The 21,015-nt window shown below is 72.0% G+C and carries 18 protein-coding genes; 7 read left to right on the top strand and 11 right to left on the bottom strand.

The genetic code is table 11. The annotated features are described in order from the left end of the window. Positions 1 to 54: 54 nt before the first annotated feature. Complete coding sequence (locus KCH87_RS13200) at positions 55 to 450, top strand: DUF5997 family protein (RefSeq protein ID WP_210586209.1); 396 nt, start codon at positions 55 to 57, stop codon at positions 448 to 450. A gap of 27 nt (positions 451 to 477) precedes the next feature. On the opposite strand, the gene KCH87_RS13195 is transcribed toward KCH87_RS13200, so the two are convergent. The 4 genes from KCH87_RS13195 to KCH87_RS13180 are packed head-to-tail and all read right to left on the bottom strand — an operon-like array spanning position 478 to position 5,348. Beyond that, positions 478 to 1,668 (bottom strand): XdhC family protein, encoded by a 1,191-nt coding sequence (locus tag KCH87_RS13195; RefSeq protein ID WP_210586208.1) that lies wholly within the window; start codon positions 1,666 to 1,668, stop codon positions 478 to 480. Continuing rightward, the gene (locus KCH87_RS13190) at positions 1,661 to 3,787 is read right to left on the bottom strand and encodes a xanthine dehydrogenase family protein molybdopterin-binding subunit (RefSeq protein WP_210586207.1); all 2,127 of its coding nucleotides are present in this window, start codon (positions 3,785 to 3,787) and stop codon (positions 1,661 to 1,663) included. The genes KCH87_RS13195 and KCH87_RS13190 overlap by 8 nt, the downstream gene beginning before the upstream one ends. After that, on the bottom strand, positions 3,784 to 4,776 hold the full coding sequence (locus tag KCH87_RS13185; RefSeq protein WP_210586206.1) for a xanthine dehydrogenase family protein subunit M: 993 nt from the start codon (positions 4,774 to 4,776) through the stop codon (positions 3,784 to 3,786). The genes KCH87_RS13190 and KCH87_RS13185 overlap by 4 nt, the downstream gene beginning before the upstream one ends. Further along, the gene (locus KCH87_RS13180) at positions 4,773 to 5,348 is read right to left on the bottom strand and encodes a 2Fe-2S iron-sulfur cluster-binding protein (RefSeq protein ID WP_210586205.1); all 576 of its coding nucleotides are present in this window, start codon (positions 5,346 to 5,348) and stop codon (positions 4,773 to 4,775) included. The genes KCH87_RS13185 and KCH87_RS13180 overlap by 4 nt, the downstream gene beginning before the upstream one ends. Before the next feature lie 232 nt (positions 5,349 to 5,580). Between KCH87_RS13180 and KCH87_RS13175 the strand changes: the two genes are divergently transcribed. From KCH87_RS13175 to KCH87_RS50745, 3 genes are all read left to right on the top strand, one after another. Next, positions 5,581 to 6,168 (top strand): TetR/AcrR family transcriptional regulator, encoded by a 588-nt coding sequence (locus KCH87_RS13175; RefSeq protein ID WP_210586204.1) that lies wholly within the window; start codon positions 5,581 to 5,583, stop codon positions 6,166 to 6,168. 122 nt (positions 6,169 to 6,290) lie between these two features. Then, positions 6,291 to 9,137, top strand: a complete 2,847-nt coding sequence (locus tag KCH87_RS13170; protein WP_247196122.1) for a SpoIIE family protein phosphatase — start codon at positions 6,291 to 6,293, stop codon at positions 9,135 to 9,137. A 40-nt stretch (positions 9,138 to 9,177) separates the two neighbouring features. After that, positions 9,178 to 9,255 (top strand): hypothetical protein, encoded by a 78-nt coding sequence (locus tag KCH87_RS50745; protein ID WP_374198999.1) that lies wholly within the window; start codon positions 9,178 to 9,180, stop codon positions 9,253 to 9,255. 100 nt (positions 9,256 to 9,355) lie between these two features. On the opposite strand, the gene KCH87_RS13165 is transcribed toward KCH87_RS50745, so the two are convergent. Both KCH87_RS13165 and KCH87_RS13160 read right to left on the bottom strand, forming a co-directional pair. Then, positions 9,356 to 9,580, bottom strand: coding sequence for a heavy-metal-associated domain-containing protein (locus KCH87_RS13165; protein WP_210586202.1), 225 nt, complete (start codon positions 9,578 to 9,580; stop codon positions 9,356 to 9,358). Between the two features lie 110 nt (positions 9,581 to 9,690). Beyond that, on the bottom strand, positions 9,691 to 10,308 hold the full coding sequence (locus KCH87_RS13160; RefSeq protein WP_210586201.1) for a 2'-5' RNA ligase family protein: 618 nt from the start codon (positions 10,306 to 10,308) through the stop codon (positions 9,691 to 9,693). Positions 10,309 to 10,706: 398 nt separating this feature from the next. On the opposite strand from KCH87_RS13160, the gene KCH87_RS13155 reads away from it, so the two are divergent. Beyond that, complete coding sequence (locus KCH87_RS13155) at positions 10,707 to 11,876, top strand: MFS transporter (RefSeq protein WP_210586200.1); 1,170 nt, start codon at positions 10,707 to 10,709, stop codon at positions 11,874 to 11,876. Between the two features lie 15 nt (positions 11,877 to 11,891). Here the strand turns inward: KCH87_RS13155 and KCH87_RS13150 are convergent, their stop codons facing one another. Continuing rightward, complete coding sequence (locus tag KCH87_RS13150) at positions 11,892 to 14,270, bottom strand: glycoside hydrolase family 65 protein (protein ID WP_210586199.1); 2,379 nt, start codon at positions 14,268 to 14,270, stop codon at positions 11,892 to 11,894. Further along, entirely contained in the window at positions 14,267 to 15,025 is a 759-nt protein-coding gene (locus tag KCH87_RS13145; RefSeq protein WP_210586198.1) for an HAD family phosphatase, read from the bottom strand. Before KCH87_RS13145 ends, KCH87_RS13150 begins: the two co-directional genes overlap by 4 nt. 88 nt (positions 15,026 to 15,113) lie before the next feature. On the opposite strand from KCH87_RS13145, the gene KCH87_RS13140 reads away from it, so the two are divergent. Continuing rightward, on the top strand, positions 15,114 to 15,569 hold the full coding sequence (locus tag KCH87_RS13140; protein ID WP_210586319.1) for an archease: 456 nt from the start codon (positions 15,114 to 15,116) through the stop codon (positions 15,567 to 15,569). 36 nt (positions 15,570 to 15,605) lie between these two features. Here KCH87_RS13140 and KCH87_RS13135 read toward each other — a convergent pair whose 3' ends face one another. Further along, positions 15,606 to 16,262 (bottom strand): phosphoribosyltransferase, encoded by a 657-nt coding sequence (locus KCH87_RS13135; RefSeq protein WP_210586197.1) that lies wholly within the window; start codon positions 16,260 to 16,262, stop codon positions 15,606 to 15,608. A 69-nt stretch (positions 16,263 to 16,331) separates the two neighbouring features. Beyond that, a complete protein-coding gene (locus KCH87_RS13130; protein WP_210586196.1) occupies positions 16,332 to 16,988 on the bottom strand; it encodes a dienelactone hydrolase family protein in 657 nt (218 codons plus the stop codon). A 161-nt stretch (positions 16,989 to 17,149) separates the two neighbouring features. Here KCH87_RS13130 and KCH87_RS13125 point away from each other — a divergent pair, with 161 nt between their 5' ends. Then, a complete protein-coding gene (locus tag KCH87_RS13125) occupies positions 17,150 to 19,132 on the top strand; it encodes an aconitate hydratase (protein ID WP_210586195.1) in 1,983 nt (660 codons plus the stop codon). A 75-nt stretch (positions 19,133 to 19,207) separates the two neighbouring features. Here KCH87_RS13125 and polX read toward each other — a convergent pair whose 3' ends face one another. Next, a complete protein-coding gene (gene polX / locus KCH87_RS13120) occupies positions 19,208 to 20,944 on the bottom strand; it encodes a DNA polymerase/3'-5' exonuclease PolX (protein ID WP_210586194.1) in 1,737 nt (578 codons plus the stop codon). Between the last annotated feature and the right edge of the window lie 71 nt (positions 20,945 to 21,015).

The following is a 21,015-nucleotide window of genomic DNA, read 5'->3' as shown; positions in this document are numbered from 1 at the left end:
CCAGGTTACCCGGCGTGGTCGGAGGTCTCCTGCCCGGTCGTTAGTCTTGACAGCATGAAGTCGCACCAGACCGCCCAGACGATGAAGCCCGCGACCGCGGCGAAGAAGCTGGGTGTGTACCTTGAGGCCACCCCCGCCGAGTTCCAGGAGGGTGTCGTCTCGCGTGCCGAGCTGAACGCGCTCCAGGCCGATCCGCCGCAGTGGCTGGAGGAGCTGCGTGCCAACGGCCCGCACCCGCGTCCGGTCGTCGCGGCGAAGCTCGGCGTGTCCATCGCGGGTCTGGGGCGCGGCGGGATCACGGAGCCCCTCACCACCGAGCAGATCGAGTCCCTGAAAAAGGACATGCCCGACTGGCTGGAGAAGGAGCGCGCCACCCAGGCCGAGGTCCGCAAGGAAGCGGCCCGCATCAAGAAGAAGAACGCCGAGCAGACCGACGGACCGCGCGCCTGAGCCGTACGTCCATGGCGGCGAGTCCGGCTACACCACCGCCTTCGCGCCCCGCGGCAGCCGCGCCGCCTCACCTGTCGTGATCACTGTGGGACGGTGAATCGGCCTCCCCGAGCCGGTCAGCGGTGCACCCGTCCCGCCCCGCCGGGTCGCGACGATCTCCGCCGCGATGGAGAGAGCCGTCTCCTCCGGCGTACGGGCGCCGAGGTCGAGGCCGATGGGTGACCGGAGCCGTGCCAACTCGCCCTCTGTGAGCCCCACTTCGCGCAGCCTCCGCTCACGGTCGGCGTGCGTGCGGCGGGAGCCCATCGCGCCGACGTACGCGACCGGCAGCCGCAGCGCCGTCTCCAGCAGCGGTACGTCGAACTTGGCGTCGTGGGTCAGCACGCACAGGACCGTGCGCGCGTCGGTCTCCGTGTTCCGGAGGTAGCGGTCCGGCCAGTCGACCACGATCTCGTCCGCCTCGGGGAAGCGGGCGCGGGTGGCGAAGACGGGGCGGGCGTCGCACACGGTGACGTGGTGGCCGAGGAACTTGCCGGTGCGGACGAGGGCGGCGGCGAAGTCGATCGCGCCGAAGACGATCATGCGGGGTGGGGGGACACGGGTCTCGATGAAGAGGGTGAGGCCGCCGGGGCAGTTTGATCCGTCCTCGCCGATTTCGACCGTGCGGGTACCTCCGGTGGTCAGGGTGGTTAGGGTCTCGGCGGTGATGCGATCCGTGGGGAAGGTTGTGGGTCGGGTGCGGGTCGGCTGTGGCTGGTCGCGCAGTTCCCCGCGCCCCTTTCGGGGCGCTGCCACAGCCTTGCCTACAAGTTCGGTCGGTCCGCTTATCACCCGGGCCAGCGCCGTCGGCTCCCCCTGCGCCGCCGCCGACAGTGCCGCCTCGTACAACTGCCTGTCCGGCGCATCCCGCGTGATCGGCGTGACCAGGACATCGATCACGCCGCCGCATGTCAGCCCTACCGCGAAGGCGTCCTCGTCGCTGTAGCCGAAGCGCTCGACGACCGTCTCGCCGTCTTCGAGGGCCTGCATGCACAGGTCGTAGACCGCGCCCTCCACGCAGCCGCCGGAGACCGAGCCGATCACTGTGCCTGTGCTGTCGACCGCCAGGGCGGCGCCGGGCGGGCGGGGTGCGCTGCCGCCGACGGACACGACCGTGGCGACGGCGTAGTCGCGGCCCTCGTCGGCCCACCGGGTCAGCTCGGAGGCGAGGTCAAGCATCTCGGCCTGCCCGCAGCACGCGGTCGGGGCGGATCGGCAGGTTGCGGTGGCGTACGCCGGTCGCGTGCCAGACGGCGTTGGCGACGGCCGCCGCGGCGCCCACGATGCCGATCTCGCCGATGCCCTTGATGCGGACGGGGTCGTGGTCGTCCGGGTCCTCCGGCAGCCAGTCCGCCTCGATGTGCGGGACGTCGGCGTTGGCCGCGAAGTGGTAGCCCGCGAGGTCGGCGCCCACATGGGCGCCCGAGGCCGGGTCGCGGACCGCCTCTTCGTGCAGGGCCATGGAGATGCCCCAGGTCATCCCGCCGACGAACTGGTTGCGGGCGGTGAGCGGGTTGACGATCCGGCCCGCCGCGAAGATGCCGAGCATCCGGCGGACACGCACCTCGCCGGTGGCGACGTCGACGGCGGCCTCGGCGAAGTGGGCGCCGTAGGAGTGCCGTTCCTTCTGCGGGAGGGCGGCGATGGCCTCCATGGTGTTCGAGCGGACGGTGATGCCCTCGGGCGGGATGTCGGCGCCCGGGGCGAGTCGCTCGCGCAGTTCGTCCGCCGCGGCCGTGATCGCCCAGGCCCAGGAGGTGGTGCCCATGGAACCGCCCGCGATCATCGCCGGTCCGAAGTCGCTGTTCCCGATCAGGACGTCGACACGCTCCGGCGTCACCTCCAGCGCGTCGGCGGCGATCAGGGTGAGGGCAGTCCGGGCACCGGTGCCGATGTCCGCCGCGGAGATCCGGACCGTGAAGCGGCCGTCCGCCTCCGCGGTCAGCGCCGCCGTGGACGGAACGGCGCCCGCGTGGAAGGTGCACGCGGCCGTGCCGGTGCCGAGCAGCCAGCGGCCGTCGCGGCGCACGCCGGGGCGCGGATCGCGGTCCGCCCAGCCGAAGCGCCGGGCGCCTTCCCGGAAGCAGGCCAGCAGATCGCGGCCGGCGAAGGGCAGCCCGGACACGGGCCCGGTCTCGGGTTCGTTGCGGACACGCAGGTCGATCGGGTCGACGCCGCACTTCTCGGCCAGTTCGTCGAGCGCCGACTCCAGCGCGAACGACCCCGGTGCCTCGCCCGGGGCGCGCATGAAGGTCGGGGTCGGCACGTCGAGCCGTACGATCCGGTGGGCCGTGTGGTGGGCCGGGGCGTCGTACAGGACGCGTCCCGGTATGGCGCTGGGCTCCAGGAACTCGTGGACCGTCGAGGACTGGTTCAGCGCCTGGTGCTCGAGTGCGCGCAGCCGTCCGTCGGGTTCGGCGCCGAGCCTGATGCGCTGTGCCGTGGGGCTGCGGTAGCCGACCAGCGAGAACATCTGACGGCGGGTCAGGACGACTCGGACCGGGCGCTGGAGGACGGTCGCGGCCATCACGGCGGCCACCTGGTGGGCGCGGACACCCTTCGACCCGAAGCCGCCGCCGACGTGTTCGGAGCGCACGCGCACCGAGGCCGGGTCGAGCGAGAACAGGTTCGCGAGTTCGCCCTGGACCCAGATGGCGCCCTGGTTGGAGTCGACGACTTCGAGGCGGCCGCCGTCCCAGCGGGCCATCGCCGCATGGGGCTCCATCGGGTTGTGGTGTTCCTCGGGCGTGGTGTACTCGGCGTCCACGACGACGGCGGACCGGGCGAGTTCGGCCTCCAGGTCGCCCTTCGCCGTCGTCCCCGGGCCGACCGGGGTGTCGGTCGCAAGGTAGGCGTCCGGGCGCCCCTCGGTGAACGCGATGTCGTGCGGCTCCTGGTCGTAGTCCACGACGAGCGCCTCGGCGGCCTCCCGCGCCTGCTCGGAGGTGCGGGCGACGACCAGCGCCACGGGCCAGCCCGCGTGCGGTACCCGGTCGTGCTGGAAGAGCGCGATGGACGGGTCGGGCGCCATCCCCATGAACCCCGCGTAGTCGGTGTCGACGTGCAGGGCGTTCCCGTGGTGCAGGACGGAGAGGACGCCGGGCATCGCCAGGACGGCGTCGGTGTCGATCGCCCGGATGCGGCCGCGGGCGATCGAGGACAACACCAGCCAGCCGTGGGCGAGTTCGGCGAAGGGGATCTCTGCCGCGTAGCGGGCGGCGCCGGTGACCTTGTCGCGTCCCTCCACGCGGCTGTGCGCGGTGCCGACGGAGCCTTTCAAGGGGGTCACGGTGGTCATCGGACGTTCTCCTGGGCGAGTTCGGTCAGCACGGCCACCATCAGGTTGCGCATGAGGGTCACCTTGTATCCGTTGTGCGGCAGCGGTGTCGCGGCGGCGAGTTCGGCGTCCGCGGCGGCCTCGAAGGTGCGGGCATCGGCCGGTGCGCCGGTCAGTACCCGCTCGGCCTCCCGGGCCCGCCACGGCCGCGACGCGACCGCACCGAGGGCCAGGCGCACGTCGCGTACGACGCCGGCCTCGACGTCCAGCGCGGCGGCGACCGAGCCGATCGCGAAGGCGTACGAGGCGCGCTCGCGCACCTTGCGGTAGCGGGAGTGGGCGGCGACCGACGCGGGCGGCAGAGTGACCCCGGTGATCAGCGCGCCCTGCGGCAGGGCGGTCTCCAGGTGCGGGGTGTCACCCACCGGCAGATAGAAGTCGGCGAGCGGCAGGTCGCCGGGCCCGTCGGCGGTTTCGTACGACACGACCGCGTCGAAGGCGGTCAGCGCCACGCCCATGTCCGACGGGTGTACGGCCACGCAGTGGTCGGAGGCGCCGAGGATCGCCGAGTTGTGGTGCTCGCCCTCGATCGCGGGGCAACCGCTGCCGGGGGCCCGCTTGTTGCACGGCTGGGTCACGTCGGCGAAGTAGCCGCAGCGGGTGCGCTGGAGCAGATTCCCGCCGACGGTGGCCATGTTGCGCAGCTGCCCGGAGGCGCCGGCCAGCACCGCCTGTGTCAGCGCCGGGTAGCGGCGCCGGACTTCGGGGTGGGCGGCGAGGTCGCTGTTGGTGACCGTGGCGCCGATCCGCAGAGCTCCCTCGCGCGTCAACTCGATGCGGTTCAGCGGCAGTTCTCGTACGTCGACGAGCCGGGCGGGCCGCTCGACGCCGGTCTTCATCAGGTCGACGAGGTTGGTGCCACCGCCCAGGAAGCGGGCGTCCGGATCCGCGTCGAGCAGCGCGACGGCGCCGGAGACATCGATCACGCGCTGATATCCGAACTCCCTCATGCCGCCGCCTCCGTGGTCTCCGTGTCCGCCGCGGCCGCCTGGGCGACCGCCTGGGCGACCGCCTGGACGATCGACACGTACGCGCCGCAGCGGCACAGATTGCCGCTCATCCGCTCGCGGATCTCATCGGCCGTCAGTGGCGGCGGTCCCGCCTCGGGCCGTACGTCGTCGGTGACGGCGCTCGGCCAGCCGGCGGCGTGTTCCTCGATCACCGCCACGGCCGAGCAGATCTGGCCCGGCGTGCAGTAGCCGCACTGGTAGCCGTCGAGGTCGAGGAACGCCTGCTGGACAGGGTGCAGCCGTTCACCTGCGGCCAGTCCTTCGACGGTGGTGATCTCACGTTCCTCGGCGGCCACGGCGAGTTGCAGACACGAAACGGCTCGGCGGCCGTCGATCAGGACGGTACACGCACCGCATTGTCCCTGGTCACAGCCCTTTTTGGTGCCGGTGAGATCAAGGCGCTCGCGCAGGGCGTCGAGCAGGGTGGTGCGGTGGTCGACGGACAGCAGATGCTTCTCGCCGTTGATGTTCAGGGTGATGGCGCTGTACGTCGGTGTGGGGGCTGGAGCCATGATCAGCCTTCTTTCGCAGATCCGGAGCGCGTCGAGAGGGCGATCCGGCAGACAGGCGTACAAGAAGATTCGGAGGCGTAAGGAGAAAGAGAGACAGCTCTATACGTGGCTGGATCTGCTCGGTTGCCGCTATGGTGGAACCAACCGGACAGCTGTCCGCTATCAGGAAACGTACCGGACAGCTGTCCGCTTAGCAAGGCCGGGCCCGTACGCGAGTCCGCGAGGAGGACCGGTGGCGGAGAAGAAGGAAGCACCGCTGCGCTCGGACGCCCAGCGCAACCGCGAACGGATCCTGGAAGTGGCGCTGGTCGAGCTGACCCGCGACGCCGACACCCCGCTGAGCGCGATCGCCAAGAAGGCGGGCGTCGGACAGGGCACGTTCTACCGGAACTTCCCCCACCGCGAGGCGCTGGTCCTGGAGATCTACCGCCACGAGATCCAGCAGGTCGCCGACTGCGCGGCCCAGTTGCTCGAGACGCGGGAACCGGACCGGGCACTGCGGGAGTGGATGGACCGGCTGGCCCGGTTCGCCATGACCAAGGTCGGCCTGGCGGACGCGATCCGTCAGGTCACGAACGCGCCGGGCGCCGCGGCGAAGCCCGAGTACACCCCGGTGACCTCCGCGGCCGAACTCATCCTCCGCGCCGGCGAGAAGGCCGGCACCATCCGCCCGGGCGTCACCGCGGACGACTTCATCCTCGCCATCTCCGGCATGTTCCAGATCGATCCGCACGGCGACTGGGAAGCCCGCGTCGCCCGGCTCTTCGACCTGGTCATGGACGGCCTGCGCGCCGGAGCGTCCGGTCGAAAGCCCGACTGAACAGGGCGCGGCGAACGCGATGTTGGAGCCCCTCGCCGGTCAAGCGGCCCGGCAAAAACGGGACACACCGTTGCATGACGAAAATTTTACACTCTGCGTATATTGAGGTTATGCACGGGCGGATGGCCCTACTCCACGCCATCGACGACGACGTGGCCGTGACAGAGGCGCTGCGTCTCGCCCTGGAGCATGCTGTCGCCGAGCTCCGCGGAGTCGGCGGCATGGTCCACGTCGGTGGGCCCGAGGGTCTGCGCGGACTGCATCTGCTGGCAAGCAGCGGGCTGCCCACGGCGCTGACCGAACCCTGGGAGCGCGTCCCGGACGACGGCGACCTGCCCCCGGTCCGGGCCGTGCGCGAGGGGACCCGGATCTGGCTGCCCGCCGGACACGCCCCTGACGTCGGCGGACGCCCGGGCGAGGACCGCGGTGTCGCCACCGTTCCGCTGCCCGGCCCGGACGGCCCGCTCGGCGCGCTCACCGTCCTGACCACCGTCCGTCATGCGCCCCGCCCCGCCCAGTGGACCTTCCTGCACACCGTCGCCGCCTGGGTCTCCGGACGGCTGGACCGCCCCCTGCTGCCCAAGGAGCCGGCTCCTTGGGAGCGGCAGCCCGGAACTCTTCTGCGGCAGGCGCTCGAGGCCGTTCACGTCGGCTCCTGGGAGTGGACCATGGCCACCGACGAGGTGGATCTGGACGCTGCCGGACTGACCGTGCTCGGCTTCGAGCCCGACGGCTTCGACGGACGGGCCGAGACCTGGCTGGGCATCGTCCACCCCGACGACCGGCCGCTCGTCGCCGCCGAGGTCGACAAGGCGTTGCGCGACCGGAGCTCCTACGGCACCGAGTACCGGGTGCGCCGCCCGGACGGCACGATCGGCTGGGTCCATGCGCGCGGCCGGGTGAAGCTGGCGGACACCGGACAACCCGTCGGCATGGTCGGCACCGTATGGGACTCCACCGACTCCCGCAGCGCCCGCGACGCGATCAGCCGTGCCCTGCGGCACATGAGCGACGGCTTCCTCACCCTCGACCACCAGTGGCGGATCACCTTCCTCAACGAGGAGGCCGAACGGGTCCTGGGTGCCGGGCAGGAGCTGATCGGCCGGCTGGTGTGGGACGACCTCACCGCACTACGGGTTCCCGGGCTGCGGGCGCTGTGCGAGGAGGCCGTCGCGAGGTCCACGCCCTCGGGTCTCGACCTGCTGGCGCCCGGCACCGGGCGCTGGTGCCATCTGCGGCTGGTCCCGCTCCCGGACGGCCTGGCCTTCTTCTTCACCGACATCCACGAGAAGCGTATGCACGACACCGAACGCGAGGCGGCCGCCCGCGCCCAGGCCGACCGAGCGGCCCGGATCGGCGAGCTGACGGCGGCGCTCGCCAAGGCGATCAGCTCACGGGACGTGGTGGACGCGGTCGCCAGCCATGTGCTGCCGCCGTTCGGCGCGGCCGGGCTGATGATGGAGGTCATCGAGGACGAGCGGACGCGGGTCGTCGGCAGCGTCGGCTACTCCCAGGAGTTCATCGACCTCGTCGACCACCTTCCGGTGACGGGACGGAGCGCGGTCACGGACGCGCTGTTCAGCCGTACCCCGCAGTTCTTCACCTCCCCGCAGGAGTACGCGGCCCGCTATCCGATGCTGGCCGGGCAGCCCGCGGCGGGCGGGAAGGCGGCCTGGGCGTTCCTGCCGCTGATCGCCTCGGACCACCCGGCCGGGGTGTGCGTGATCTCCTTCGACCAGCCGCGCCGCTTCACCGGCGAGGAACGCACGCTCCTGGTCGCGATCAGCGGTCTGGTCGCGCACGCCCTGGAGCGCGCCCGCCTCTTCGACGCCGAACACGTCCGCGCCCAGGAGCTACAGCGCGGCCTGCTTCCCCGGACGCTGCCGCCGCTGCCCGCCTGCACGTCCGCGGCGCGCTATCTGCCGGCCCGGCAGGGCATGGACGTGGGCGGCGACTGGTACGACATCATCCCGCTCTCCGGCGACCGGGTCGCGCTTGTCATCGGCGACGTGATGGGCCACGGACTGCCGGAGGCGGCCACCATGGGACGGCTGCGGACCGCCGTACACACCCTGGCGGATCTGGAACTGCCGCCCGACGAGATCCTGGCCCATCTCAACGACGTCGTCTCGGAGCTCGGCGACGACTCGTACGCCACCTGTCTGTACGGGGTGTACGACCCGACCACCGGCGTCTGTGCCTTCGGCTGCGCCGGGCATCCGCCACCCGCCGTCGTGCGGCCCGACGGCACGGTCGAGTTCCCCGCGGTGGCCTCGGATCCCCCGCTGGGCGCCGCCGACCCGCCCTTCGAGAGCGTCGAGGTCACCCTGCCGGAGAACTCCCTCCTCGTGCTGTACACCGACGGTCTGATCGAGTCCGCCAGCCGGGACATCGACGCGGGCATGGCCCATCTCGCGCAGCTGCTCTCCGGGGCCGGGGCGGACGATCTCGACGGGCTCTGCGAACGGCTCACCGCGGGTCTGGTCCCGGCGCAGCAGCAGTCCGCCGACGACGCGGCGCTGCTGGTGGTGCGGGTGAACCGGCTGTCGGCCGAGTCGGTCGCCGTGTGGCCGCTGACCGCCGAGCCGCAGGCGGCGGGCGAGGCACGCAAGCTGGTCCGGGCGCAGCTGTCCGAGTGGGGCCTCGACGATCTGGCGATGACGACGGAGCTGCTGGTCAGCGAGCTGGTGGGCAATGTCGTACGCCATGCCAAGGGCCCGGTCGTGCTCCGTCTGCTGCACAGTCGCACCCTGATCTGCGAGGTCTCCGACGGCAGCCTCACCACGCCCCGGATCCGCCGGGCGTCCGAGACGGACGAGGGCGGCCGGGGTCTGCAACTGGTCGCTGCCCTCTCCCAGCGGTGGGGCGCGCGCTACACCGCGACCGGCAAGTGCATCTGGACGGAACAGGCCCTGACCGGCCCGGACTCCCCCGATGCGCTGCTGACCTTCTTCGACCAGGTGGCATAAGGACGTCCCCGGGCAAGGGAGTTCAACACTTCGGTCAGTTGTGATCGCCGAGTTCGCGCGGTCCGGCGACGACGGTCTGGAACCGCCCCGCCCCTCCGACCACTTCCGCGCACGGTGAAGCCCGGTGCACTACAGCGCGCCCCGTAAGGGGCGCGGGGAACTGCGCGACCAGCCCCCACCGGGCCCGCGGCGAACGAACCGCAATCCACAGCGGAGCGTCAGGCCGCGGCGGCCCGTGCGCCCTGTGCGACCTCGAAGCCCGCCTCGATGATCGCGCTGCGCACCGCGTCCTCGCCGAACGAATCACCGCGCACGATCACCCGACCTGCCCGCACGTCGACGTCGACCTCGGTGACGCCGGGTACGGCCACCACCTCTTCGGTGACGCTCGCCGCGCAGTGGCCGCAGCTCATGCCGGAGACGTGGTACAGCTTCTCGGCCATGGCAGGTGCTCCTGTCGTACGGGGTTGGTGTGCCCTGAGGTACGTGACCGGGAACGGCGGTGTTCAACGGCCTTGCGCGGACGGCAGGCTGAGAAGGACGGCCGCGGCCGTCACCCCGCGCCCCCGAGCGGTACGAACGCCAGCTCCTGCCAGCGGATCTCGTGCCGTTTACGGTCCTGGACGGCCTCCACGAGCCGTACGCCGTCCACGGTCAGCGTGGCCCGCTGAGCCGTGGCGCTGCGCAGCCTGCCCTGGAGGAGCCGCGAGTCGCCGGAAGCGGTGCCATAGGCGAGCGCGACCCTCGGGCGTTCCTCCTCGTAGTCGTCGGCCTCCTCGCCGAACACCTCCACGACCGCGTCCCTGGCCTGGTGCCGCAGCTCCACGAACTCGGTGTCGGGCGCGAGGTCGAGCAGCACACCGCGCCGGCCCGCCACCGCCCCGCCCACCGTCACCGTGAACGCGGGCAGTCCGCCGAGCCGTTCACGCAACCGGGACTCGAACAGGGCGAGTTCGGGGCCGGTCACCTCACGCGCGGGCCGGTCGTCGACCACGGCCAGCGTCTCGTGCAGCCACTCGTCCTTGACCGGCGAGACGAACCCGAACCGGGTAAGGACCGGACGGTAGGCGTCGGTCACCGGTTTGATCTCGGGAAGCCGCGGGACGAAGTCCACCCTCAGCTTGGTCCAGCCGTCGGGCCAGAGCGTTCCTCCCGTGAGGTACCGGTCCATGAAGCTCCCTTTCATCCAGCCGAATCGACGCCTTCCGCACCGCCGACCCGGCGCCGCGATCAACCAGGCCCGGGTACGGCTCACGGCAGTCTGCCGCACCCGGGCTCCGGTGTGTAACGGCCGCGGTACTGGGAGTCGTCGCCGACTGCCCCCGACTGACCGGCGGTTGGCGGTCGAGCACGTCGAGGTGCAGGGCGATCATGCAGGTCACCGCGGTCTCGGCACGCGCCGTGTCCATCGTTGAGGTCGGATCCCGGCGACGTGACGTGAGTTGACGTCGGAAGAGGCCTCTATCCGTGCCTCAACCACCTCCGGTACGTTGACCCCCTGAATCGGGTCTGTCGACGCGCCGGTGGCTGGGTAGCGCGTCTCCTCGACATGCCCGACGGAGACCGCACGTGTCGTACCGCTCCCTGCTGCGCATCGCAGGCCCCGGCTTCTTCCCCCTCGGATTCCTCGCCCGCCTGCCGTACGCCTGTACCGCCCTCTCCACCCTTGTCCTGCTCCAGGCTTCGACCCGCAGCTACGCCTTCGCCGGGCTCGCCACCGCGGCGCAGAGCCTGGCCGTCGCCGTGGGCGGTCCGCTGGTCGGCGCCCTGGCCGATCGCCACGGTCATCGGTCCGTGGGAAGTGCCGCGGCGCTCGCCAACTTCGGTGCCTGGGCCGCCCTGTTGGCGGCGAGCCAGGACACGCGCGCGTGCATGGTGGTGATGGCCGCGCTCGTGGGCCTGACCCAGCCCCAGGTCGGCCCTCTCGTGCGCGTGCACTGGTCACGTCTGGTCCGGGCGCACGGCCGGCACCAGCTGCTGTCCACGGCCCTGTCCTACGAGGCGTCCGCCGACGAGCTGAGCTTCGTCGCCGGACCCGCGCTCGTCGGACTGCTGACGTCGGTCAGCCCCTTCGCACCCGCCGTGGTGACCATGTCCCTGATCGCGGGAGCCACCCTCCCCTTCGGTCTGCGCCACGCCCACGGCGGCGGCCACGGGCAACCCTCGGAGCAGCACCGCAAACCGCCCCTGCCGTGGCGCCCGCTGGCCGTCGTGTGCCTGGCGATGGCGGCGATGGGCGCGGTCTTCGGTGCGCTACAGACCGGCGTCACCGTGTACGCGGACGCGATCGGCGAGCCGGGCGCCGCGGGGCTCGTGTACGCGGAGTTCGGCGTCGGCAGCGCACTGGCGGGTGCCGCCTGTGCCTGGCTCCCCCGGCGGTTCTCCCTGCGGGCCCGCTATCTCTGGTTCGCCGTGGCACTCTGCGCGGGTATGGCGTGGCTCTACGTCGGCACCCCGCTGGTCTCGCTGCCCGTCGCCGTCGCCCCGGCGAGCCTGACGGTGGCGCCGTACATGATCAGCCTCTACGCCCTCACCGAACGTCTCGCCCCCGCCGAGCGGGCCACGACCGCCATGACCGTCCTGTGCGCGGGCGGCCCGCTCGGCACGGCCGCCGGTCAGGCCGCCTCCGGCGGTCTGGCGGAGGCGCACGGTCTACAGGGCGCCCTCCTGGTGGCCTTCGCCGTCGCGGCCGGCGCACTGCTGCTGGCGCTGGCCGGACGGGGCGTCGCGCACCCGTGAGCCGTCGGTGTGCCGTCACCCGGGCAGCACAAGTCGCCGCATCTCTCCCGGCTGGACGGAGACCGTGTGGCCCGGCAGACGGACGTCGATCGGGTCACGGTCGGAGGACGGCACCGCGATCTCCAGCTGTCCGTGTTCCAGCCGGAGCCGTACGCCCCAGTGGCCCTGGTACTGGACGGCGAACCCGTACGACGACAGCTCCGGCAGCGGCACGGGGTCGAGCCACAGCGCCCCGCCGCGGGTCTCCAGTCCGGTCAGTCCGCGCTGGACCAGGTCGAGGGTGCCGGCCATGGCGCCGAGGTGGATGCCCTCACCGGTGGTGCCGCCCTGGAGGTCCGCGATGTCGCCCCGCAGGGCCTCCTGGCAGAACATCCACGCCTCGGCACGCCGGGCCCGGGCCAGCACCCAGCCGTGGACCAGGCCGCTGAGCGTCGAGCCGTGGCTGGTGCGCCGCAGGTAGTAGTCGACCGTGCGCCGCCAGGTCTCCTCCTCCAGCCGGTACCCCAACCGGCCGAAGAGCGACTGGAGTTCGGCGGGCGAGAACAGGTAGCCGAGCATCAGCACGTCGGCCTGTTTGGACGCCTGGTAGCGGTTGACGGTGTCGTCCTCCGCCTCCAGGATCCGGTCCAGGCGCCGGATGTCGCCGTAGCGCTCGCGGTAGCCGTCCCAGTCGAGTTCGGCGAGGTCGCCGTAGCCCTCGAACTGGCTGACGACTCCGCCGTGAAAGGGCACGTGGAGGGTGCGGGACACCTCCTCCCACTGTTCCCTCTCGCCGCCGTCCAGGCCGGTGCGCTCGAGGAGTTCGCGGCGGCGGGGTTCGGGCAGGGCGCTCAGCACCTCCAGAGTGCGGGTGAGTACCCATGCGGCGCCGACGTTGGTGTACGCGTTGTCGTCGAGGCCGGGCTTCTTCGCGTCGGGGTAGGCGTCGTGGTACTCGTCGGGCCCGACTACGCCCCGGATCCGGTGCCGGCCCAGACTCTCGTCGTACACCGCCGAGTCCGCCCAGAAGCGGGCGATGTGCAGCAGCATCTCGGCACCCTTGGTGTGCAGGAACTCGTCGTCGCCGCTCGCCTCGGCGTACTGCCACACGTTGTAGGCGATCGCCGAGCCGACGTGGTGCTGGAGCCGGGAGTGGTCCGGCAGCCAGCGTCCCGAGCGCGGGTTGAGGTGCAGTTCCTGGGTCTCCTCCCGCCCGTCGCTGCCGCTCTGCCACGGGTAGAGCGCACCGCGTCGGCCGGCCACGCGGGCCGCGGCACGGGCCTGGTCCAGACGCCGGTGGCGGTAGCCGAGCAGGGCGCGGGACACCTCCGGGAAGTGCAGGTTCAGGTACGGCAGCACGAACAGCTCGTCCCAGAAGACGTGTCCCCGGTACGCCTCGCCGTGCAGTCCCCGGGCCGGCACGCCCACGTCCAGGTCGGCGGTGTGCGGTGAGAGGGTCTGGAGGACGTGGAAGAGGTGCAGCCGGAGGATGCGGCCCGCGCCCCCGGGGACGTCGAGTTCGGCCCGGCGCCACAGCTGGTCCCAGGCGGTGCGATGGGCTTTCAGCAGGCCGTCGAAGCCGGATGCCGCGTCCACGCGGTCCACGGCGGCGTCCAGCGGATCGCTGATCGCCCGGTCACGGGAGGTGTGCAGGGCGACGGTCTTGTCGACGGTGACGGTACGGCCCGGGGTCAGGTCGAGGCGGAGCCGCTGGACGGCACGGGTGACTTCGAGCCGCCGGGTGACCGGGGCGTCGGCGGTCAGACGGGCCGCCATGCCGATCCGGATGTCCGAGGTACGGGTCCGGCATCGCAGCCACACGGTGTCGGGCGCGGAGTCCCCGGTCTGGATGTGGGTCAGATGGTGGCCGTCCAGATCGCGGTAGCGCACGATCCCGCCGTTGGTGACGCTCCCGTCGAGCGCCGCCTCGACGTCGAGACCGCCGGCGAAGCCCTCGGCGGTGAACTCGGTGCGCAGGACCGCCAGATGGGGGTCGGCCATGTGCACGAACCGCTGCTGCCGTACGAACAGCGACCGTCCCTGCGCGAGCGAGTACCGCGTGCGGCGCTCCATCAGCCCCGATTCGAGGTGCAGCACCAGACGGTGGTCGAGCACCGTCGCCGTGTCCGGTGCGAGCCACTTCCCGCCGGGGCGGCGGAAGCGCAGCGACAGCCAGTTCGGCAGGTTGACCATGTCCTCGTTCTCGACGCGGCGCCCGTCGACGTCCGTGGTGAGCCGGTTGTAGCAGCCGGCCGCATAGGTGCCGGGGTAGTGCACCTCGTCGGCGGTGCACTCCGGAAACGCGCCCCGGGTGGCGAAGTATCCGTTGCCCAGGGTGCACAACGACTCCCTGAGGCGTTCGTCCTCGGGTTCGTAGCCGTCGTACTCCCAGGTCCAGGCCGTCGCTGCCGTCACTGCGGTGTCCCTTCCACGAGCAGTTCTCCCAGGTCTCGTACGACGATGTCGGCGCCGTGCCTCAGCAGTCTCGCTCCGGTGTCCGCACCGGCGGCCCGGTCCACGCCGACGACGAGTGCGAACGCACCCCGACGCCCCGCTTCCACACCCGCCAGCGCGTCCTCCACGACGGCGGCGTGACCGGCGGGGACACCGAGCCGGCGGGCCGCTTCCAGGAAGAGGTCGGGCTCGGGTTTGCCGGCGAGTCCCAGCCTGGCCGCCTCCCCGCCGTCGACCAGGGCGTCGAAGAGGTCCCGCACCCCGGCGTGGGTGAGCAGCTCACCCGCGTGCCGGGAGGCGGAGGCCGCCGCCACGGGTACCCCACCCCGGCGCAGGGCACGCACCAGTCGCACGGTCCCCGGATACGCGTCGACGCCGTCTTTCCGGAGCCGCTCGGTGAACAGCCGCTCCTTGTCGGCGGCGACGGCCCGCACGCCCTCCCCCGAGGTGTCGAGGCCGCGGGAGGCGAGGAAGGCGGCGGCCCCGTCCAGCCGGGACTTGCCGTCCACGTACCGCAGGTAGTCGTCGCCCGGGTCGAACGGGCGCCGCTGCCGCGGATCCTCCGGCGGGTGTGCGCGCAGATAGTCGTCGAAGGCGGTCCGCCAGGCGGCGGCGTGCACCCGGGCCGAGTCGGTGATCACCCCGTCGGTGTCGAAGACGACGGCCCTGACGTCCCGCAGTGCGGGTGCGAGCGCGGGGTGGGTCGGATCGGTCATGGCGGCTCCTGAGGCGGTCGTTGCCCTGCCGGTCCCTACACGCCCCCTGAGTCAGTGTGCGGCCCGGATCGGTGGGAACACGGTGAGCATGGTCGGCGACATGGGCGACGACATCACGGCGCGAAGAGTTGGGGTGAGCGGCCACCGGCTGGTGCCGCACACGGCTGACGTGCGCGTCGAGGCCTGGGGAGACAGCCGTGAGCGCTGCCTGGTGGAAGCCGTCACGGGCATGGTGGAGGGCTTCGCGGATGTCTCCGGGACGCGGCCGACGGGCGTGGCCCGGCTCCGGCTGTCCGAAGGCAGCCCCGAGGATCTGCTGACCACGCTGCTCGACGAGGTCGTCTTCCGGCTGGAGGTGCACGGCCAGGTGCCGGTCGACGTGGAGGCGGAGGCGTTCGACGAGGGGCTCGATGTGCGGATGGCGGTCGCCGACCTCGGCGTGGTGGAGGTCATCGGTGCCGCGCCCAAGGGCATCGCGTGGGAGAACCTGCGCATCGAGCCCGGCCCTTACGGGTGGTCCTGCGCGGTGACCATCGACGTATGAGCGCATCCGGCACTTCAGTCACTCGCTCTTCCTTCCTCAGCCGGGTGTGGTGTGGGAGGCGTGCAGCGCATCGAGCACCTCGTCGTCCGTGAGCTGGTCGAAGTTCTCGTACCAGAGGCCGACGGCCATGAACTGCTCCGGGCGGTGCAGACAGACCACGTCGTCGGCCTCGCCGCGCAGCAACTCGACCGCCTCCGGCGAGCACACCGGCACGGCCAGCACGACCCGTCCGGGCGACTCTCGGCGTACCCGGCGCAGTGCGGCGCGCGCGGTCGCGCCGGTGGCCAGGCCGTCGTCGACGACGATCACCGTGCGGCCCCGCAGATCCAGTGCGGGACGGCCCCGCCGGTAGCGCTGCTCGCGACGCCGTATCTCCTCCTGCTCCCGTTCGACGGTCCCGGCGAGGGCGGCCTCGCTCAGGCCCAGCCGGTCGAGGGCCCGTTCGTCGAAGAGCGGAGGGTCGTCGCCGGCGATCGCGCCGACGCCCAACTCCTCCTGGAACGGCGCCCCGATCTTGCGGACGACGAGTACGTCCAGCGGGGCGTCCAGCACGTGTGCGACCTCGCGGGCGACCGCGGCACCACCGCGGGGCAGGGCGAGGACGACGGGGTGCGGGAGAGTGCCCTTCTCCTGGAGGGTGCGCAGCCGCTCGGCCAGTTCCCGCCCGGCCTGCCTGCGGTCGCGGAACTGCATGGCCGCTCCCTTCGGGTTGTCTCCGTGCGCGCCTGCCGGGTACCCGGCCCATCGGTCGCCCACACGGCGTCACCGCCGCTCCGCGCCCATGCGCTCCGCACACCACTCCCGGGCCAGGCCGGCGACCTGGTCCAGTGCGCCCGGCTCCTCGAACAGGTGGCCCGCGCCCGGCACGACGCGCAGCGTGCAGGGCGCCCGCAGTCGCCGGGCGGCGTCCTCGTTGAGTCGCAGCACCTGCTCGTCGTGCCCGCCGACGATCAGCAGCACGGGTGCACGTACGTGTTCCAGGGCGTCGTCCGCCAGGTCGGGCCGTCCGCCGCGTGAGACGACGGTCAGAACGCGGTCCGGCCGGTCCGCCGCTGCCGTCAGGGCGGCGGCCGCGCCGGTGCTGGCCCCGAACAGGACGACGGGGACTCCCCTGACGTCGGGTTCCCCGTCGAGCCAGTCGATCGCGGCCACCAGGCGGCGCCCGAGCAGCGGGATGTCGAAGCGGAGTTCGGCGGTCACCGCGTCCCGGCGGTCCTCGCCCTCGGTCAGCAGGTCCATCAGCAGGGTGCCCAGTCCGGCGGTGCGGAGTTCGGCGGCGACCTGCCGGTTGCGCGGGCTGTGCCGGGAGCTGCCGCTGCCGTGCGCGAACAGGACGACGCCGTGCGCCGACGGCGGGACGACGAAGTCACCTGGAAGCTCGACGCCGTCCGCGGGCACCAGGACCGTCTGCGAGATCATCGGATCCGGCCCTCCTCCGTCCGGAGCGGTCCTGACCTGGTCCGGGTATCCGTTGCGCGGAGATCGACACGTCCCGCTTCGCGGCTCGTCGTAGAACCATGTGCAAGTGCCGCCGCTCAGGGCACCCGGTTCCCGAACGGAAGGCGGGAGGTGGTCGGCGTATGGCCGCACAGTCGCGCTCCGGCGGCACGGTGGCGCACCAGCTGATCGAGGAGCACCTGCTTGAGGGAGACATGGTGCCGGGTGAGGAGATCGGGCTGCGGATCGACCAGACCCTCACCCAGGACGCCACGGGCACGCTGGTCATGCAGGAGCTGGAGGCGCTCGGACTGGACCGGGTGCATACGGAGGTCAGCGTGCAGTACGTCGACCACAACCTGCTCCAGGCCGACGAGCGCAACGCCGAGGATCATGTCTTCCTGCGCTCCGGCGCCCGCCGTTACGGCGTCTGGTACTCCAAACCCGGCAACGGTGTCTCGCACCCCACCCACATGCAGCGCTTCGGCCTCCCCGGCAGCAGCCTGGCCGGCTCCGACTCGCACACCTGCGCCGCCGGTTCCCTGGGCATGCTGGCCATCGGCGTCGGCGGCCTGGAGGTCGCGCTGGCCATGGCGGGACGGCCGCTGTACCTGCGGATGCCGGAGATCTGGGGCATCCGGCTGACCGGTGCCCTGCCGGACTGGGTCAGCGCCAAGGACGTGATCCTGGAGCTGCTGCGCCGCCACGGTGTGAAGGGCGGGGTCGGCAGGATCCTGGAGTACCACGGGCCGGGGCTGGCCTCGCTGACCGCGATGGACCGGCACGTCATCGCCAACATGGGTGCCGAACTCGGCGCCACGACCACCGTCTTCCCCGCCGACGACGCCGTACGGGCCTTTCTGCGCACCGAGGGACGCGAGGACGCCTTCGTGGCGGTCACCGCCGAGCCCGACGCCCGCTACGACCTGGCGGAGGAGATCGACCTGTCCGTCCTCCGGCCGCTGATCGCCAGGCCCACCTCCCCCGGCAACGTCGTGCCGGTGCGCGAGGTGGCGGGCGAGCCGATCGGGCAGGCCGTCATCGGCTCGTCGGCCAACCCGGGCCTGCGGGACTTCGCGATCGCCGCGGCCATGGTCCGCGGCCGGCAGACCGCGCCGGGGGTGAGCTTCGACGTCAACCCGACCTCCCGGGAGATCCTTCAGGACCTCACCCGGGCCGGGGCGACCTTCGACCTGCTGGCGGCCGGTGCGCGGCTGCACCAGGCGGGCTGTCTGGGCTGCATCGGCATGGGCCAGGCCCCCGCCGCCGGACGCAACTCGCTGCGGACGTTCCCCCGCAACTTCCGCGGCCGCTCCGGCACCGAGGACGACGCGGTCTGGCTCTGCTCCCCGGAGACCGCCACCGCCTCGGCGCTGACCGGGACGATCACCGACCCGCGCGACTGGGCCGCCGACCGCGGGGTTGCGTACCCGGCACTGGACCTGCGCGAACGGGCCACGGTCAACGCGGCGATGCTGGAGCCGCCCCTGCCGCCCGCCGAGGCCTCGCGGGTACGGCTGGAACGCGGGCCGAACATCTCCGCGCTGCCCGACTTCGACCCGCTGCCCGACGCCCTCGACGTGCCGGTACTGCTGAAGGCGGGCGACCATGTCTCCACCGACGAGATCTCCCCGGCCGGCGCCAGGGCCCTGCCGTACCGCTCCAACATCCCCAAGCTCGCCGAGTTCACGCTCACCCGGCTCGATCCCGACTATCCGTGGCGGGCGGCCGAGATGCGCGAGCACGGCGGGCACGTCATCGTCGCCGGGGAGAACTGGGGCCAGGGCTCCTCGCGCGAGCACGCCGCGATCACCCTGCGCCACCTGGGGCTGCGCGCCGTGATCGCCCTGTCCTACGCCCGCATCCACTGGCAGAACCTCGCCAACTTCGGTGTCCTCGCCCTGGAGTTCACCGACCCCGACGACTACCGGCGCGTCGAGCCCGGCGACCGCCTCCGCCTGGACGGCCTGCACGATGTGCTCGCCCCCGGCGCCCCGCCGGAGCCGACCGCGCACAACATCACGCGCGACCAGACGTATCGTCTGCGCCACCGCCTCTCTGACCGGCAGCGGGAGGCCGTGCTCGCCGGTGGCACGATTCCCGCACTCGCCCGGGTCACGCAATGAATCTCCGGCCGCGCGGGCCGTCGAGAAGCAGGAACTCGCGGACGGCACCCTCATCGGGCTGTACCGCCGCTGAGATCAGACGGTGCCGCGCCCCTTGCGCAGGAAGCGCCGCAGCCGGGTCAGGGACCAGGTGTTGATCACGTCGTCCTTGGTGAGCCGGCCGCGCTGTGCCGTGCCCACGCCGTAGCGCATGTTGGCCAGGTGGATGACGGAGTGCGCGTCGCTGTCCACGGCGAACTTCGTCCCGTGCCGCCCGGCCCACAGGATGTGCTCGTCGGACAGGTCGAGCCGGTCCGGATGGGCGTTGATCTCCAGGGCGGTGCCGGTGCGGGCGCAGGCGGCGAAGAACTCGTCGAGGTCGACGTCGAGGCCGGGCCGCTTGCCGATGAGGCGTGTGGTGGGGTGGCCGATGATGTTGACGTACGGGTTCTCGCAGGCCCGGACGAGCCGGCGGGTCAGCGCCTTGCGTCCCTGGTTGAAGTGGGAGTGCACCGAGGCCACGCACAGGTCGAAGCCGGCGAGGAACTCCTTGGGCCAGTCCACCGCGCCGTCCGGGTCGATGTTCAGCTCCGCGCCGTGCAGCAGCCGCATGCCGGGCTTGCCATGGGCGCGGTCGAGTTCCCGCACCCGTTCGCGCTGGGCCAGCATCCGCTCGTCGGTCATCTGCTGCATGTACAGGTTCGGGCCGTGGTCGGTTATCGCGTAGTAGGCGTAGCCGCGCTCGGCGGCCGCGGCGACCATCTCCTCCAGCGGGGCGAGTCCGTCGGTGAGGTCGGTATGGGTGTGCAGGTCGCCCACGATGTCCCGCTCCTCGACCAACTCGGGCAGCTCCCCGCGCAGACCGGCCTCGATCTCACCGCGGTCCTCGCGCAGCGGCGGCGGGATCCACGGCAGTCCGAGCCGGGCGTACACCTCCTCCTCCGTCTCGGAGACGACCTTCTCGCCGCTCTCGACGTCGAACAGCCCGTACTCGGAGAGCTTGAGCCCCTGGTGCACGGCCAGATTCCGGGTGCGGATGTTGTGGGCCTTCGAACCGGTGAAGTACTGGAGCGCCGCTCCCCATGAGTCCGGTGGTACGACACGGAGGTCGACCGCGAGGCCTTTGCCGGTGCGGATCGACGTCTTGGTCTCGCCGCGCGCGATCACTTCGGTGACGTACGGCAGCTCCGTGAACGCCCGCATCAGCGGCCCCGACTTCTCGGCCGCGGCGAGGACGTCGATGTCGCCGATCGTCTCGCGGCCGCGGCGCAGCGACCCGGCGTATGCGCAGCGCCGGCAGCCGCGTACCCCGGACAGCACGGCGACGACGTCCTCCGCGAGGTCGGTGGCGACGTCGAGCCGGACGCGGTCCCCGGCGGACTTCAGGAGGGCGATGCCGTGGAGGATGTTCTCCTCCGTCCTGGGCCCGAAGCCCTTGAGGTCGCGCAGCCGCTCCTCGTGGATGGCGTCGGCGAGTTCGTCGATCGAGGAGATGCCCAGCTCCTCGTACACGACCAGCGCCTTCTTGGGACCCAGTGCGGGGATGGCCGTCAGCCGCCGTACACCGGCCGGGATCTTCGCCCGCAGCTCCTCCACCGCGGACACGCGGCCGGTGCCGATGTACTCGACGACCTTCTCGGCGATCGACTTGCCGACGTTGGGGATCTCCGTCAGGCCCTTGGCGTCGAGCGTGGAGACATCGGCGTGATAGCCGCCGATGGCGCGGGCGGCCTTCTCGTAGACACGCGCCCTGAACGCCTCGCCGCCGGTGATCGAGATCAGGTCCGCGTATTCCTGGAACAGCGCGGCTACCTCGTCGTTGGGCCGGGCCATGTGCGGACCTCCCGGATCCACGGAGCTGGGCACGTTGCCCGCGTAGCCCAGTACGGGCAACGGCAAACCCG

The organism is Streptomyces sp. GESEQ-35, assembly GCF_017948485.1.
Taxonomy (GTDB): Bacteria; Actinomycetota; Actinomycetes; order Streptomycetales; family Streptomycetaceae; genus Streptomyces.
The sequence above is the reverse complement of the archived record's forward strand: the minus strand, read 5'-3'. Positions and strand labels throughout refer to the sequence as shown.